This window comes from Rhizobium sp. AC27/96 (genome assembly GCF_001692325.1).
GTDB lineage: Bacteria > Pseudomonadota > Alphaproteobacteria > Rhizobiales > Rhizobiaceae > Rhizobium.
Genome location: NZ_LXKN01000001.1, coordinates 126,208 through 141,134 on the forward strand (window position 1 = coordinate 126,208; position 14,927 = coordinate 141,134).

Below are 14,927 nucleotides of genomic sequence, written 5' to 3' on the forward strand. Positions count from 1 at the left end.
GCTGATCGTCAATCATCCTCTTGCAATGAAAGGCGGGCACTTGTTGCCCGCTTTTTTGTTGAAGCGGTGTGGACCGCCAGCCGTTCGAATGCCGATGGGCTGGGAATGCCACGATCAAAGGCTTGCCTGATCTCTTCCGCGCATGCCTGCGGGCTATTCGCCGAGGTATCGACTTCCAGATCGTAAATCCCCGGTTGGTGCACCTGTTCCTGCCAGGCAAGCACCGGTGCCGGAACCGCCATGTCCGAGCTGACCGGAATATAAGTTCCTTGCCTCTCCGGGCCTTCTGCCAGCCGGCGCTGCATCACCACATCGAGCGAGCAGCGCACGCCGACAAAGAGTGTCGGCAATCCCGCTAACCGTTTGGCGCAATCAGAGAGAATGTTTAGCGGGCGCGAATAGGCGTCATGATGTCCGAACTCGGCGACGACGTTGAGGCCGAGGCGGCTATGTGCGGCGATCGAGGCATAGAGTGCGGCATAAAAGCGCGGAATCAGCGGCTCGAGATCAGGCCGTTCGCCGCCGGGGCGCAGGCCGATGCCCGGACGATAGCGCAGCGGCGTGGCATGGCGGACATAGACGTCGACACCGAGATTGACCCATACGCCGTCAAATCCAGCCTGAATCACCTCGACGATGCTGCTCTTTCCGGATCGTGGCGCGCCGTTCAGGATGATGATACGGCCGTCGCCTAGGCCTTGGCTTTGTTGCATGAGGCAGTTCCCTTTCGGATGTATTCGGACACGGATGCGGTGTACGAGCTTTTCGATTGGACGGATTGGCGCATCGCGGCTACTGATTGTGACAGGGACGAGACCATCATGCTCGCCCGCAATGGCAGGCTGATCGAGACCGAATTTTGACCTCAGAGCAAGACAAGAACCCCAGCGAAACGCCCCATGATGACAGCGCCCTCTTTGCGCCCGTCGATCCGTTCAAGGTGGGCTTCCAGGGCTGTTGCCCGCGGTGCGGCCATGGCAAGCTCTTCGACGGATTGTTGTCGATAAAGCCGCGCTGTTCCGCCTGCGATCTCGATTATGCCTTTGCCGATGCGGGCGATGGCCCGGCGGTCTTTGTCATCCTGATCGTCGGTTTCATCGTCATTGGTCTGGTCCTGTGGACACAGATCAACTACGCGCCACCGGTCTGGGTCTACATAGTGCTGTTTGCGCCGCTGACCATCATCCTGTCGCTGCTGTCTCTGCGCTGGTGCAAGGGCATTCTGATCGCGCTGCAATACCGCAACAAGGCCAGCGAAGGGCGGATCAGTCATGACTGAGGCTGCCTTGCCGGTTCGCCGCTCCAATCCTTTGTGGCAGGTCCTCAAGGCGCTGATCCTGCTCGCCGTGCTCGTGATCCTTGTGGGGTTGGGCACCTGGCAGGTGCAGCGGTTGCACTGGAAGGAAGGCCTGCTGGCCGACATTGCCGCGCGCAAGGATGCGCCCGCCGTGCCGCTATCGGCGATCGAGGCGATGGCCTCATCCGGGGGAGACATCGAATATCGCGTGGTGACCGTCACCGGCCACTATCTCAACAACAAGGAACGCGATTTTCTCTCCACCTATGGAGAGGAGCCGGGCTTTCACATCTATACGCCTCTGCAGCTTGCCGATGGCCGCTTCGTCTTCGTCAACAGGGGCTTTGTGCCATCTGACGCGAAAGAGCCGGAAATGCGAAAGCAGGGGCAGTTGACCGGCGAGCAGACGGTGACCGGCCTTGCGCGCGCCAAGCTCACCGAGCAGCCCTCGGGCATGCCGGATAATGATCTCGGCAAGAACATATTCTTCTGGCGGGATCTGGATGCGATGGCGTCCAGCGTCGGACTGCCGAAGGACAAGGTCCTGCCATTCTTCATCGATGCCGACAAGACGCCGAATCCCGCCGGCCTGCCGATCGGCGGCGTCACCATCATCGACCTGCCGAATAGCCACCTGCAATATGCCGTGACTTGGTACGGCCTCGCGGTAGCGCTTGTTGCCATCGTCGCGATCTCCTGGTGGCGCAAACACCACCCGGATGCACCCTCACAATAGAGGCATGCAATAGAATAGCTTCATTTCGATGGAATATTCGGCTAGAGCATGATCCCAAAAGTGCGCAGCGGTTTTTGGATAAGATCATGCGGACTCAATGGAGCAGGCGGCAGGGCATACCTATCCATGGCTGAGCCCCCGCCGCGCATTTCGGAAGAGACATGAACATAGCCGTTTCCAAACCTGACCTGACCATCCGGCTTTGCGGGCCGCGCGGCTTTTGCGCCGGCGTCGATCGCGCCATCCAGATCGTCGTGCTGGCGCTGAAGGCCTATGGCGCGCCTGTCTATGTCCGCCACGAGATCGTGCACAATCGCTACGTGGTCGAGGGGCTGGAGGCCAAGGGCGCCATCTTCGTGGAAGAGCTGGACGAAATTCCGGCCGAGCACCGCGCCCAGCCGGTGGTCTTTTCCGCCCATGGCGTACCGAAGGCCGTGCCGGCCGACGCCGATGCGCGCAATCTCTTTTATCTCGACGCTACCTGCCCGCTGGTCTCCAAGGTGCACAAGCAGGCCATGCGCCACAACCGGCTCGGTCGTCATGTCGTCCTCATTGGCCACGCCGGCCATCCGGAAGTGATCGGCACCATGGGGCAGTTGCCGGAAGGCGCCGTTTCGCTGATCGAGACGGTGGAAGATGCCGATGTCTACGAACCGGTTGATCCCGACAATCTCGGTTTCGTTACGCAGACGACGCTCTCGGTCGATGATACCGCCGGCGTTATCGCGCGGTTGCAGGAGCGTTTTCCGAACCTGACGGCGCCCGCCGCCGACTCGATCTGTTACGCGACGACCAATCGCCAGGAAGTCGTCAAGCAGGCAGCTCCCGGCTGCGATCTCTTCATCGTCGTCGGCGCGCCGAATTCCTCGAACTCCAAGCGGCTCGTCGAAGTGGCGCTAAGGGCAGGGGCGACGAAATCCGTGCTCGTTCAGCGCGCTTCGGAAATCGATTGGGACAATATCGGCGACATCAAGACGGTCGGTCTCTCGGCTGGTGCATCTGCGCCAGAAGTCATCGTCAACGAGATCATCGAAGCGTTCCGCGCTCGCTACAATGCCGTCGTGGAGCTCGCCGAAACGGTCAAGGAAACCGAGAATTTCCTCGTCAATCGCGAGCTGCGCAGCATCGAGTTGACGACGGCGGACATGGCTTTCGTCAACGGGGATTGAGGAAGGGCCCCCTCGTCCTTCGAGGCCTAGCCGCTTGCGTTGACGCTCAATCGGCAAGGGACTTCAGGATGAGGCGGAGAGAGTTTCGTCGCCGGGCGCTCAAGAGATCAGCCCTCATGGTGAGGAGGCCCTAAGGGCCGTCTCGAACCAGGAGGGCGGGCGGTTACGGCGCCAGCGTGTATCAAGGGAATGTTTCGTGGCTGTTTATACCGATATTACCGAAGACGATTTGAAGTGGTTCCTGACGGAATACGACGTTGGCGAACTTCTCTCCTACAAGGGCATTGCCGAGGGCGTCGAGAATTCGAACTTCCTGCTGCACACCACGCGCGATCCGCTGATCCTGACGCTCTATGAAAAGCGAGTCGACAAGGGCGACCTGCCGTTTTTCCTGGGGCTGATGCAGCACCTGTCGAGCCGGGGTCTGTCCTGCCCGCTGCCGCTGCCGCGCAAGGATGGCGAATTGCTCGGCCATCTCTCCGGTCGGCCGGCCGCGCTGATTTCCTTTCTCGAAGGCATGTGGCTGCGCAAGCCCGATGCCAATCATTGCCGCGAAGTCGGCAAGGCGCTGGCGGCTATGCATGTCGCCAGCGAAGGTTTCGAGATCCGCCGCCCGAACGCCTTGTCGCTCGATGGCTGGCAGGGGCTTTGGGAAAAGTCCGAGGCGCGCGCCGATGAAGTCGAGGCCGGGCTGCAGGACGAGATCCGCGGTGAGCTCGATTTCCTTGGGCAGCATTGGCCGAAGGATCTGCCCGACGGCGTCATCCACGCCGATCTCTTCCCGGACAATGTCTTCTTTCTCGGCGACGCGCTATCCGGTCTGATCGATTTCTATTTCGCCTGCAACGATCAGCTCGCCTACGATGTTTCGATCTGCCTCAATGCCTGGTGCTTCGAGAAGGATCACGCCTACAACATCACCAAGGGCATGGCGCTGCTCGAGGGCTATCAGAGCGTGCGGCCGCTGAGCGCCGCCGAAATCGCTGCACTCCCGACGCTGGCGCGCGGCTCGGCGCTGCGCTTCTTCCTGACCCGCCTCTATGACTGGCTGACGACGCCGGCCGGCGCCATGGTCACCAAGAAGGACCCGCTCGAATATCTCCGCAAGCTGCGCTTCCACCGTCAGATCGCCTCATCAGCCGAATACGGGCTGAAGGCATGAAGCACGTCGATATCTTTACCGATGGAGCCTGCTCCGGCAATCCCGGCCCGGGCGGCTGGGGCGCGGTGCTTCGCTATGGCGATGTGGAAAAGGAACTGTCCGGCGGCGAGGCTGACACCACCAACAATCGCATGGAGCTGCTGGCGGCGATTTCGTCGCTCTCCGCGCTGAAAAGCCCCTGCGAAGTCGATCTTTACACCGACAGCGTCTACGTCAAGGACGGCATTACCAAGTGGATCTTCGGCTGGAAGAAGAACGGCTGGAAGACCGCGGACAAGAAACCGGTGAAAAATGCCGAGCTGTGGCAGGCGCTGGATGAAGCCTATAATCGCCACAAGGTGACGCTCCACTGGGTCAAGGGCCATGCCGGCCACCCGGAAAATGAACGGGCGGACGAACTGGCACGCAAGGGCATGGAGCCTTTCAAGAAGAAATAGGTCTCGGTTCTGGACGAGAGGGGCACTGGCCGCGCTTGTGAGGCGGGCCAATGGCCCAGTCCATTTGTCGATTTTTGGTCCTGTTGAGCGGGTCATGGGCGGCGTAGATTTTGCCGGTCCCCATTCAGCGAGAGCCAAACATGAATTTCAGGCATATCGAAAACGCAGAGGATATTGCGGAGAGCTTCGCGGTCATGCGCGAACTGCGCCCGCATATCGAAGACCCCGACATTTATCGTCAACGCGTCCAGCGCCAGCAGCAGGATGGCTATCGGCTGCTGGGCGTCTGGCAGGATGGCGCGCTGTCGGGGCTGGCAGGTTACCGTCATCTCGAAAACCTGATCTATGGGCGGTTCACCTATGTCGACGATCTCGTCGTGCGCCAATCCTGCCAGCGGTCCAGATTCGGTGCAGAGCTGATCGATCACGTCCGCGAACTGGCCAAGGCCGACGGCAGAGCCATGCTGGTGCTCGACACCGGGCTTGGCAATTCGCTGGCCCAGCGCTTCTATTTCCGCAACGGGCTCCTGGCGCGCGGTCTGCATTTCAGCCAGATCTTGAAGGAAGCAAGTGCATGAAGACCATCTTGCTTCTGAACGCCAGCCCCCTTGGATCTGCTTCGCGCAGCTATGAGCTGGGAAGGAAGGCGGCCGACAATCTGCTCGATGCCGAGCCGGACATCAGACTGGTCGAACGCGATCTCTCGGTCATGTGCCCGTCGCCGATCACCGAGCACTATGCCGATGCCATCGTCCAACGCGCGGAACATCATCTGCCTGCCTTCGCGGAATCGGAAACACTGATTCAAGAAATCGAGGCCTGCAATTATCTGATCGTCGCGACGCCAATGCATAATTTTTCGGTACCGGCATCGCTGAAGCTCTGGATCGATTATGTGCTGCGTGCCGGCCGCACTTTCACCTATCGGGATGGCTACAAGGTCGGCCTTCTCGAGGATCGCCCGACGCTTGTCGTTGTGGGTTCCGGTGGCGCTCATGATGGTCCGCGTGCCCGACAACCCGATTATCTCTCGCCCTATTTTGCCCATGTGCTGGCGACGATCGGCATCACAAACGTGCAGTTCATTCGTCTGCAGGGATTGGCGGTAGCAGATCTAGCAACCGAGGCTCTCGCGCTCGGCAACCGGCAGCTTGCCGCCAATCCTGTCTTCGGGCTAACCTCTGCCGTCACGGGATCGTAGGCGTGGGCGCGAGCCCGCATAGGCAGGACATAGCCTTCATGGCGCAGCAGGGAGTTTCGGGTCGGGCGGAAGACATGGCGCTTTCGCGGGAGGGCGACCATCCGATCTATCTGCAGATTTGTGCCCGGTTCAAAACCGCGATTGCCGAGGGGCGCCTGGCGCCGGGAGACCGGCTGCCATCGGTGCGCACACTCGCCAGCGAACTCGGCCTCTCGCGCGGAACTGTCAATCTGGCCTATCAGATCCTCGCGGAAGAGGGTTATCTCGAATTTCGCGGTGCAGGGGGCACCTTCGTCGATTTGCGGCTGAAGAAGACAAGCGCGGACAAGCCATCGAGTTCCGCGCCGAGGACTACCCCGGCGGAACAGTCACCCAATGTCAGGCCGTTTCAGCTTGGTCTCCCCGCTCTCGATGCCTTTCCGCGCAAGACCTGGAACCGGCTCGTCAGCCGCCGCTCGCGAGAGCTCGGCGCAGAGCAGCTTGGCTATCCCGAGCCCGCCGGCCTCCCGGCGCTGCGAGAGCGCATTGCCACCTATCTCGCCTTTTCACGGGGCATCGTCTGCCGGCCGGAACAGGTGTTCGTGACCTCGGGCCATCGCGCCAGCCTGGAGCTGATCATGCGGTCGCTCTATCGGCCCGGTGATGGCATATGGTTTGAGGATCCGGGCTACCCCGTCGCCCGGGAATTTCTGCTCTCGATAAATGCCAAACTTCATCCGGTGCCGGTCGATCAGGATGGCCTTGTCGTCGAAGAGGGCAGGGAGCGCGCGCCAGATGCTCGTTTCGCCATCGTTACGCCCGCCAACCAGAGCCCGCTCTGCGTGATGATGTCCAAGGACAGACGCGGCGAATTGCTCAAATGGGCAGACGAGGGGCAGCGCTGGATCATCGAGGACGATTACGACAGCGAATATCGCTACAATCGCCGCCCACCATTGTCGCTCAAGGCAATGGATCGCGGCGAGCGTGTCCTTTTCACCGGCTCGTTCAGCAAGGTTCTCTATCCGGCACTGCGGCTTGCCTATCTGGTCGTGCCGCCGGCGGAGGTTGAGGTATTCGAGCGCGCCTGTCGGGTGGGGGGCGGTGGCAGCCCGATATTCCATCAGACCGTCATCGCCGATTTCATCGAACAGGGCTATTTCGTGCGTCATCTCAAGAAGATGCGCTCCTTGTACGCCGAGCGTCGCCAGTTGCTGGTCGATACGATGCATGATGTCTTCGGAGACAGCGCCAGGGCGATTTCTCCCGCCGCCGGGCTGCACCTCGTCATGCAGTTTGATGGGTATCGGGCGTCTTCAGCCAATATCGCCGCATTGGCGCAGGCGGACGGCTTCGGTCTGCAGCCTCTGTCGCTTTGGAATATGGGGCCGCAATCGGTCGATGGTCTGCTGCTGAGCTTTACCAATCTTGCCAGCAGGCACATGGTCGAATCTTTTGCGGTGCGTTTGAAAGCGATCTGCGCGGCGGCTGATCGCGACAGTTGAGACTTGCCTTTGGCCTAGTCGAATCATCGATTCTTGCATCTGTTTTCCAGGCCAAGCCCGTGCGAAAGAATATGCATCAATCACGATGCAAACATCTCAGGAGTTTCCAATGGGCGAGACCATTTTTCTTGCTGGCGCAACCGGTGCGATCGGGAGCAGGCTCGTGCCCCTGCTGGTCGAGGCAGGCTTCACCGTCTACGGTTCCACCCGCAAGCCGGAACGCGGGCAAAGCCTGCGCCAGGCAGGCGCCACGCCTGTCGTTGTCGATGTCTTCGATGGCGAGGCCCTGACGGCGGCGCTGCGGCAGATAAAGCCTGGTATCGTCATTCACCAGCTGACCGATCTGCCCTTCGGGCTTGATCCCGCGCAGATGGAAGAGGGGCGTGCCCGCAATGCCCGTATCCGCGAAGTGGGAACGAAGAACCTCGTCGATGCCGCCGTCGCGGCCGGGGCGCAGCGGATGCTTTCGCAAAGCATCGCCTGGTCTTATCAGGTCGGTAGAGGGGAGATTACCGAAGAGACGCCGCTGCTGGAAAGTGCAACCGCGATCCGCACACTCGAAGGGCTCACGCTCACGACCGCTGGCATTGCCGGTACGGTCTTGCGGTATGGCCTTCTCTATGGCCCGGGCACCGGCTGCGATGCGCCGAACGGACCTATATGCCTGCATGTGGATGATGCTGCCCGCGCCGCCCTGCTGGCGGTGCAAAGCTCGGTAATCGGCGTCTTCAATGTGGTCGATGATGGTGGCCCGGTTTCGAACGCCAAGGCAAAATCCCTACTCGGCTGGCAGCCGCGCAAGCACGACTAGGCAATGGCAGGTCCTCCGGGATTGCCCGGAGGACCTTTGTGGCATGCCTATCGAGTTGCATCACCCCGGCGGTATTCGAGGGTGAGATCATCAAGCTTTGCCTTTAGTTCAGGCGCGAGGGCGTAGTCGGCGGCTGCGAGCGTGTCGGTCAACTGCCCGGTTCGGCTGGCCCCCAGAATGACCGAGGTGATCGCTGGATTTGCCATAACCCAGGCGACGGCGAGCTTTGCCAGCGGTTCGCCGGCTTCTTGGGCTATCGCCCGCAGCTTTTCGATCGTTTCGAATTCGCGCTGGTGCCAGTAGCGCGCCATGTACATGGCGCCGAACTGACCGACTTCTGCTGAAAACCGCCCCGTTTCAGGCTTCTCATCCTGTTGGTATCGTCCGCTCAGAAGCCCGCCGGCAAGCGGATTGAACGGGATAACCGCCAGGTTTTCCTCCTGCGCGAGAGGCAGCAATTCGCGCTCCATCTCGCGAAACAGCAGATTGTAGCGGGGTTGCGCGGAGACGAAACGCGCCAGCCTTAACGTGTCCTGGCGGCCGATGGCACGCGCCAGCCGATAGGCCAGGAAATTCGAGACGCCGATATACCGCGCCTTGCCCGATCGAACGATCGCATCAAGCGCTTCCACGGTTTCGTCCAGCGGCGTCTCAGCATCGTCCATATGAACCTGATAGAGGTCCACATAATCCGTGTTCAGGCGACGGAGCGATGCCTCGATCGCATCGAGCAGATGCTTGCGAGACGAGCCGCGATCCCATGGCGATGTTCCCATCGGGCCGCCGCCCTTGGTCCCGACGATGAACCGGTCGCGCTTGCCCTTCAGCCATCGCCCCGTGATCTCCTCTGACCTGCCGACTTCGGACATGGTGCCGCCTCCGGGATAGATGTCGGCGGTATCGATGAAATTCACACCGGCATCCGCCGCCTTGTCAAACACCTGAAACGATTCCGCTTCGTCGGTCTGCTTGCCGAAGGTTCCTGTCCCGAGGCAGAGGCTGGACACCATGAGACCGGTACGGCTGAACTTTTTGAATTGCATGAGAGTTTCCTTCAGGAGAGCCGCCTGTCGCAGGCAGTAGCGAAATATAACGATCGCTATATTTGACGATTTGCGTGGTCTGTCAAGAAAGATTATATAGTGGTCGCTATAGAAGGCGGTAACGAAGACAGGCAGCGAGCAGATGGCGCGACCAAGGGTGCTGGATATTGAAAAGGCGATCGACGTGGCGACGACGCTCTTCTGGCGAAATGGCTATGAGAGCACCTCGGTTGCCGATTTGACCAAGGCCATGGGCATAACCCCGCCGAGCTTCTACTTCGCGTTCCACAGCAAGGACGGCCTGTTCCTCCGGGTGCTCGAACATTATCTCGAGACACGGTTGAGCTATGCCGAGGAAGCGCTGAACGAGCCGACCGCGCGCGGGGTTGCCGAGCTGATGCTCTATCGCATGGCCGATCTCTATACGGATGCCGCCCATCCGCCCGGCTGCCTCGCCGTCAATTGCGCGCTGGCTTGCGCCGATGACCCAGGCCCGATCCGTGGCGAACTTTCAAGGCTGCGCGAAGCGCGGCGAATGCGGCTGTGCAATCGGCTTTACGAGGCGAAAGCCGCGGGAGACTTGCCACCCGATGCCGTCCCCGAGGAACTTGCGCGTTTCTTAATGACTGTCGGCTGGGGAATGGCCCTCGACGCCCAATCCGGCGCGAAAAGAGAACAGCTCTATGGCACGGTTGAAAGAGCGCTCAAGGCATGGCCAAGCTGATCATGAGGGGTCAATTCGGCAAGGGGCCCCGTCACGAACGTTCGGGGTCGTTGCCACCGTGAAAGCGGCCGAGATGCTGCGCACAGAACAGGGCGATCAGCAATGCGCCCAGACCGAGTGACAAAACATCGGATGTGTCGTTCAGCGAGAAATCACCGACCTCGCAGACCAGAAGATAGGCGATGACGAGATTGGTGAAACCCCAAAGCACGTTGACGGTGGAAGAGGACAGGCCCTCTCCACGCGGCGTCGCGAAAGGCGTCTGGAATGGCTGGCCCATGACCCCGCTGACCAGATGCGGCACGGCGTTCATGAGAAAAAGGCCACCGAAGAAATAGGATAGAAGATGGTGCCACTGCATATCAGGCAGTCCTCGATGCGAGCAGGTTGATGATGTCTTGGGTTGTGGCGGTCTCGCCAAGGCGCGGGAAGACGGTCTTGATGCTGTAGTCATGCGCTTCGGCTCGTCCGTCGGTCATCGCGTCGATGGCGAGCGTGACGTTGAAGCCGTGCTCATAGGCCTGGCGGGCAGTTGCCTCGACGCCGGTACCGGTGGCAACACCGACAATGACGACCTGCGTGACATCGAGCGCTCTCAAGCGCTTCTCCAGGTCGGTGGTCGCGAATGCACCCCACGATCGCTTCGTCACGATCATATCCTCGGGCTGTTGGCCAAGCTCGGAAATGAAGTCGGTGAAGCCGGCGGGGAGCGCACCGACATGGCGCGGCGGCTGCTCCGTGCGGCCGGGCGCTCCGCCCGCGACATTGACCAGCACGACGGGAAGATGCCGGGCACGAAAGGCTTCGATCAGCGCTACGGCATGGGTGACAACCGGCCCGATGGGATGGGCAAAGGGCGATCCGATGATGCCTTGCTGGAGATCGACGACGATGAGCGCCGTCTTTGGATCAAGGGTGGTGAGGGCCATGAGGATTGCCTTCGTTGTGGATTGCCTGGGGGGCGAGAGCGGACGATAGCGACGTCAATCGTCGGCGAGCCGCTGCAGCAGTTGGATTGCGGACAGCAGCTGATCCTGTTCCTCGCTCGAGAGCCGCGCCTCGATCGTGCGGGAAAGCCAGTCCTGCCGCGCCGCGCGGCCTTCTTCGATGCGCTTGCGGCAGGCATCGGTGATGGACAGGATAGTCTGGCGACCGTCATTCGGATCGGCAAACCCCTTTACAAGTTTCAACGCCTCCAAAGCGGCGATGACGGCTCCCATGGACTGCGGCCGCATGCCCTCGGCTCGCGCCAGACTGGACGTCGTCATCGGCCCGTCTTTCTCAAGGCGCACAAGCACCGATATCTGCGTCGTCGTCAGTTCTCCCTCATCAGCCTGATCGCGCAGGCGACGCTTGAGTTTGCTCATGACGCCGCGGAGGTCCTGCGCAATGCTGGCGGCGGTGGAGTGATGTGGTTGGTCAGATTGAGCGTTCATATGGCAGGCTTAGCATATAGGAAGTTAAACTGCAAAGGTAGACTTCATATATGTTAAGCTTGGCGGCTCCAACGCATTGCGGTTTAAATCTGAACGGTGGATGCATATTCGCTCGGCGGGCAGCCGACCCTGTGACTGAAAGCGGTACTGAACGCACTTGTCGACTTGTAGCCGATCTGGAACGCTATCTCCTCCAAGGTACCGCTTCCTCGGCGCAATGCGTCCTTGGCGAGCGCCATCCGCCAATTCAGCAGATACTCCACTGGTGCCGCACCCACGGCCTCGGAAAACCGCCGCGCAAATGCGGCCCGCGACATGCCGGCCTGTCGCGCCAGCTCTTCGACGGTCCATCCCCTGGCAACATCAGCATGGATGTTGGCGAGCGCTTTTGCGAGCCTCGTATCGGCCAGTCCGCCCAATACGCCGCGATACGGCAGGGAAGACGCGACCTCGCGGCGCAAGGTTTCGATGAGCATGACCTCGATCAGGCGGGAGAGAACTGCGTTGCGACCCGGGCGCGTCTCATCGGCCTCTTCACGGACGATGGAGACGAGCGTGTGCAATCTGGCCGCCGCCTCATCTTCGGCGCGCAGATGGATGCACCGGGGTAACAATTCGACAAGCAGGTGCGCGTTTGCAGGATCGCAGACGATCAATCCGCCGACGATCCGAGTTGCCGGTTCGTCCAGCGGATTGCCGAGCCGCACTTCGCCGTCGACGGAGTGAATGGCCTTGAAAGCCTCATCCGACAGTACCGTTTTTGCCGTTGGCTCGCTGAGAAACACGTCCGCCATCGGCCTGGAAGACAGGACATAATCTCCCGCCCGCAGTTCCACGAGATCACCTCCGGCCACTTGAAACCAGCAATTGCCCTCCATCGCAAAATAGAAGACCGGGCCTGGTTGAGGTGGCACCTGCACGCCCCAAGTGCCCGAGGCAGCCATTCTGCCGAGCAGCACGGTCTGTGGGCGAAGCAATTGAATGATGTCGGTTAAAGCGTCCATTGAGACGATCCGTAATGAAATAGAGATTAATCGTTATAGATTATCATCCTTCGCTCACTTAGCAATTCTCCAACACGAAATGGAGAACAAGACATGACCAAGACCGTCCTTATCACCGGCTGCTCGTCAGGAGTGGGCAAGTCCACAGCGAGGTTCTTTGCGGCTCAGGGCTGGAACGTTGTCGCGACGATGCGAAGTCCGCAGCCAGAGCTTGCGGATGAAAACCCGGAGCGAATCCTCGTTATGGCACTCGACGTATCCGATCAGGCCAGCGTTGGCGCTGCCATTGAGGCCGGCATTGCGCGTTTCGGCAAGATCGACGTGGTCATAAACAATGCCGGCATCACAATGGTCTCGATCTTTGAGGCGACACCGCGAAAGGCCGCGCGTCAGATTTTCGAGACCAACGTCTTCGGGGTGATGAATGTCATTCGAGAAGCAACACCTCATCTGCGCAAGCAGGGTGGCGGCACCATCGTCAATGTCACCTCGGGCGTCGGCTTCATGGCGGTGCCGCTGCTCTCCCTTTATGTCGCCTCCAAGCATGCCGTCGAAGGCCTGTCGGAATCGCTCTCCTATGAGCTGGAATCGCAAAATATCCGGATCAGGATGGTCGAGCCCGGTGCAATCCGCAGCACCAATTTTGCCGCGAGCGGAATGGCTCTGTCGCAGCAGATACCCGTTCCGGAGAACTACAAGGCCTATTTCGATCACGCGCTTCAGTCGATGATCGATTATCCCTTCGATTCAACGGAGGAGCAGGCGGTGGTGGAAACGATTTTTCAGGCGGCAACGGATGCCTCCGGCCGTCTCCGCTATGTCGTCGGGCCTGATGTGGAAGAATATGCCCGTCTCCGCTGGAGCACCTCCGAGGATGAATATCGTGCCGAAATGAGCCGCCTGACAGGGCAAGACGCCTGGCGCGAAAGAAGCGTCTGAACATATCGCGATGATTTGCGCGGGAGCCGACAGACCGGTTTCCCCGCATCGTCGAACTACTCCTCGCAAGGCTCAAGGTGAGATTGCGGTTGTCCTTTCCAACGGCCGATAGAAATACCGGGATTGCTGTGTAGCACCTTGCCCCATCCCCCTTTCCCTCTATGCTGCCCCCAACATCAAGGGAGGCTTTATCCATGATCCTGCACTGCGTTTTCCTGCGGCTGAAATCCGCCATGACACAGGATGAGAAGAAGGCGCTTTTCGAAGCCGTGGCCGCTTTGCAGCAGGTCATTCCGGGCATTGTCGATGTGAAATATGGGCCGAATGTCTCGCCGGAAGGGCTGCATGGCGGCTTTGTCGATGGCTTTGCGGTGACGTTTGAAAGCCCGGAGGCGCGGGATGCCTATCTGGTGCATCCGCAGCATGTCGCCGTCGGCGAGCGGATCGTCTCTTCGACCGATGGCGGCCTTGCCGGTCTGCTGGTCTTCGATCTCAATCTTTAAATCAGTCTTGAAGCAGAACGGGGCGCAGGTGAAATCCGCCTGCGCCCCGTTTTGTTCGCTACCTGCTCAATCGGCAGTTCAGCTGGCCTTTGCCATCGCAGCGGCTAGCTGGTCAACGTTATAACGGAACATTTTCTCGTAAGTCGAAGCCGGCCCATTGGCCTTGGAGAGGGATTCGACGTAGAGCTCGCCGCCGGGCTGTGCGCCCGTCGCCTTGGCGACCTGCTTGACGAGGCGCGGATCGTTCGAGTTTTCGAAGAAATAGGTCTTCACATGCTCGGTCTTGATCTGCTCGATCAACTGGGCGACCTTGGCGGCAGAGGCTTCGGTTTCCGTCGAGAAGCCGAGCGGGGCAAGGAAGTTCACCTTGTATTCGCGGCCGAAATAGCCGAAAGCGTCGTGGCTGGTCAGCACCTTGCGGCGATCTTCCGGGATCTTGTCGAACTTGCTGTGTGCGTAAGCGTCAAGCTCGGTCAGTACCTTGGTGTAGCGCTCGGCATTGGCCTTGAAATCGGCCGCGTCGGCCGGATCGGCAGCAGACAGCGCCTTCTCGATATTGGCGACCCAGATCTTCACGTTGACCGGGCTGTTCCATACATGCGGATCGGTGACCGTCTTGCCGTCATCGACCATCGTGCGGGTATTGATGCCTTCCGAGACGACGACCGGCGTGCCCTTGTAGCCCGAAGCCGTGATCAGCCGGTCCATCCAGCCTTCCAGGCCTTCGCCGCTGACGAAGGTGACCTTGGCGGCATTGAGCCGCTTGGCATCGGCCGGCGACGGTTCGAATTCATGGGGGTCGCCGTTCGGGCCGACAAGGCTCGAGACCTTCACATGGTCGCCGCCGACTTGCTTGACGACATCGGCAAGCACGGTGAAGGAAGCGACGACATCAAGCGTCTCGGCTGAAGCCGGGCGGGCGACGCCGAAGGCGACGAAGGCCACCGCAGCGGCTGAGATAAGCAGTCTCTGTTTGTTCAT

Annotated in this window: 20 protein-coding genes; 13 read left to right on the plus strand and 7 right to left on the minus strand. The window is 60.3% G+C overall.

From position 1 onward, the window contains the following. Window positions 1–8: 8 nt before the first annotated feature. The gene (locus A6U86_RS00595) at window positions 9–713 is read right to left on the minus strand and encodes a chloramphenicol phosphotransferase CPT family protein (protein ID WP_068384914.1); all 705 of its coding nucleotides are present in this window, start codon (window positions 711–713) and stop codon (window positions 9–11) included. 18 nt (window positions 714–731) lie between these two features. Here A6U86_RS00595 and A6U86_RS35995 point away from each other — a divergent pair, with 18 nt between their 5' ends. From A6U86_RS35995 to A6U86_RS00640, 10 genes are all read left to right on the plus strand, one after another. After that, entirely contained in the window at window positions 732–863 is a 132-nt protein-coding gene (locus A6U86_RS35995; protein WP_275507227.1) for a hypothetical protein, read from the plus strand. After that, window positions 860–1,279: a DUF983 domain-containing protein gene (locus tag A6U86_RS00600; protein ID WP_068384917.1), complete on the plus strand. Its 420-nt coding sequence runs from the start codon at window positions 860–862 to the stop codon at window positions 1,277–1,279. Before A6U86_RS35995 ends, A6U86_RS00600 begins: the two co-directional genes overlap by 4 nt. Next, window positions 1,272–2,033, plus strand: a complete 762-nt coding sequence (locus A6U86_RS00605; RefSeq protein WP_068384920.1) for an SURF1 family protein — start codon at window positions 1,272–1,274, stop codon at window positions 2,031–2,033. Before A6U86_RS00600 ends, A6U86_RS00605 begins: the two co-directional genes overlap by 8 nt. Window positions 2,034–2,194: 161 nt before the next feature. Then, a complete protein-coding gene (gene ispH / locus A6U86_RS00610) occupies window positions 2,195–3,202 on the plus strand; it encodes a 4-hydroxy-3-methylbut-2-enyl diphosphate reductase (protein ID WP_068384923.1) in 1,008 nt (335 codons plus the stop codon). Window positions 3,203–3,398: 196 nt separating this feature from the next. Beyond that, window positions 3,399–4,364 (plus strand): homoserine kinase, encoded by a 966-nt coding sequence (locus tag A6U86_RS00615; protein ID WP_068384926.1) that lies wholly within the window; start codon window positions 3,399–3,401, stop codon window positions 4,362–4,364. After that, on the plus strand, window positions 4,361–4,801 hold the full coding sequence (gene rnhA, locus A6U86_RS00620; protein WP_068384929.1) for a ribonuclease HI: 441 nt from the start codon (window positions 4,361–4,363) through the stop codon (window positions 4,799–4,801). The genes A6U86_RS00615 and rnhA overlap by 4 nt, the downstream gene beginning before the upstream one ends. A 140-nt stretch (window positions 4,802–4,941) precedes the next feature. Then, window positions 4,942–5,379: a GNAT family N-acetyltransferase gene (locus tag A6U86_RS00625; RefSeq protein WP_068384933.1), complete on the plus strand. Its 438-nt coding sequence runs from the start codon at window positions 4,942–4,944 to the stop codon at window positions 5,377–5,379. Further along, the gene (locus A6U86_RS00630) at window positions 5,376–6,002 is read left to right on the plus strand and encodes an FMN-dependent NADH-azoreductase (RefSeq protein ID WP_068384936.1); all 627 of its coding nucleotides are present in this window, start codon (window positions 5,376–5,378) and stop codon (window positions 6,000–6,002) included. Before A6U86_RS00625 ends, A6U86_RS00630 begins: the two co-directional genes overlap by 4 nt. A gap of 38 nt (window positions 6,003–6,040) precedes the next feature. Next, a complete protein-coding gene (locus A6U86_RS00635) occupies window positions 6,041–7,486 on the plus strand; it encodes a PLP-dependent aminotransferase family protein (RefSeq protein ID WP_068384940.1) in 1,446 nt (481 codons plus the stop codon). Between the two features lie 109 nt (window positions 7,487–7,595). Beyond that, window positions 7,596–8,297, plus strand: a complete 702-nt coding sequence (locus A6U86_RS00640) for an NAD(P)-dependent oxidoreductase (protein WP_068384943.1) — start codon at window positions 7,596–7,598, stop codon at window positions 8,295–8,297. Between the two features lie 47 nt (window positions 8,298–8,344). Here the strand turns inward: A6U86_RS00640 and A6U86_RS00645 are convergent, their stop codons facing one another. Next, window positions 8,345–9,340: an aldo/keto reductase gene (locus tag A6U86_RS00645; RefSeq protein ID WP_068384948.1), complete on the minus strand. Its 996-nt coding sequence runs from the start codon at window positions 9,338–9,340 to the stop codon at window positions 8,345–8,347. 142 nt (window positions 9,341–9,482) lie between these two features. Here A6U86_RS00645 and A6U86_RS00650 point away from each other — a divergent pair, with 142 nt between their 5' ends. Beyond that, window positions 9,483–10,064 (plus strand): TetR/AcrR family transcriptional regulator, encoded by a 582-nt coding sequence (locus A6U86_RS00650; protein ID WP_068384952.1) that lies wholly within the window; start codon window positions 9,483–9,485, stop codon window positions 10,062–10,064. Between the two features lie 31 nt (window positions 10,065–10,095). Here the strand turns inward: A6U86_RS00650 and A6U86_RS00655 are convergent, their stop codons facing one another. From A6U86_RS00655 to A6U86_RS00670, 4 genes are all read right to left on the minus strand, one after another. Next, the gene (locus A6U86_RS00655; protein ID WP_068384955.1) at window positions 10,096–10,425 is read right to left on the minus strand and encodes a hypothetical protein; all 330 of its coding nucleotides are present in this window, start codon (window positions 10,423–10,425) and stop codon (window positions 10,096–10,098) included. 1 nt (window position 10,426) lies between these two features. Further along, window positions 10,427–10,993 (minus strand): isochorismatase family protein, encoded by a 567-nt coding sequence (locus A6U86_RS00660; RefSeq protein ID WP_068384958.1) that lies wholly within the window; start codon window positions 10,991–10,993, stop codon window positions 10,427–10,429. A gap of 54 nt (window positions 10,994–11,047) precedes the next feature. Next, window positions 11,048–11,500, minus strand: coding sequence for a MarR family winged helix-turn-helix transcriptional regulator (locus A6U86_RS00665; RefSeq protein WP_068384961.1), 453 nt, complete (start codon window positions 11,498–11,500; stop codon window positions 11,048–11,050). Window positions 11,501–11,583: 83 nt separating this feature from the next. Then, window positions 11,584–12,504 carry an AraC family transcriptional regulator gene (locus A6U86_RS00670; RefSeq protein WP_068384963.1) on the minus strand — a complete coding sequence of 307 codons (921 nt, stop codon included), beginning with the start codon at window positions 12,502–12,504 and terminating at the stop codon, window positions 11,584–11,586. Window positions 12,505–12,597: 93 nt separating this feature from the next. On the opposite strand from A6U86_RS00670, the gene A6U86_RS00675 reads away from it, so the two are divergent. Together A6U86_RS00675 and A6U86_RS00680 are read left to right on the plus strand one after the other, a co-directional pair. Then, entirely contained in the window at window positions 12,598–13,443 is an 846-nt protein-coding gene (locus A6U86_RS00675; RefSeq protein ID WP_068384966.1) for an SDR family oxidoreductase, read from the plus strand. Between the two features lie 194 nt (window positions 13,444–13,637). Next, window positions 13,638–13,946: a Dabb family protein gene (locus tag A6U86_RS00680; protein WP_068384970.1), complete on the plus strand. Its 309-nt coding sequence runs from the start codon at window positions 13,638–13,640 to the stop codon at window positions 13,944–13,946. 78 nt (window positions 13,947–14,024) lie between these two features. On the opposite strand, the gene A6U86_RS00685 is transcribed toward A6U86_RS00680, so the two are convergent. Further along, the gene (locus A6U86_RS00685; RefSeq protein WP_068384973.1) at window positions 14,025–14,927 is read right to left on the minus strand and encodes a metal ABC transporter solute-binding protein, Zn/Mn family; all 903 of its coding nucleotides are present in this window, start codon (window positions 14,925–14,927) and stop codon (window positions 14,025–14,027) included.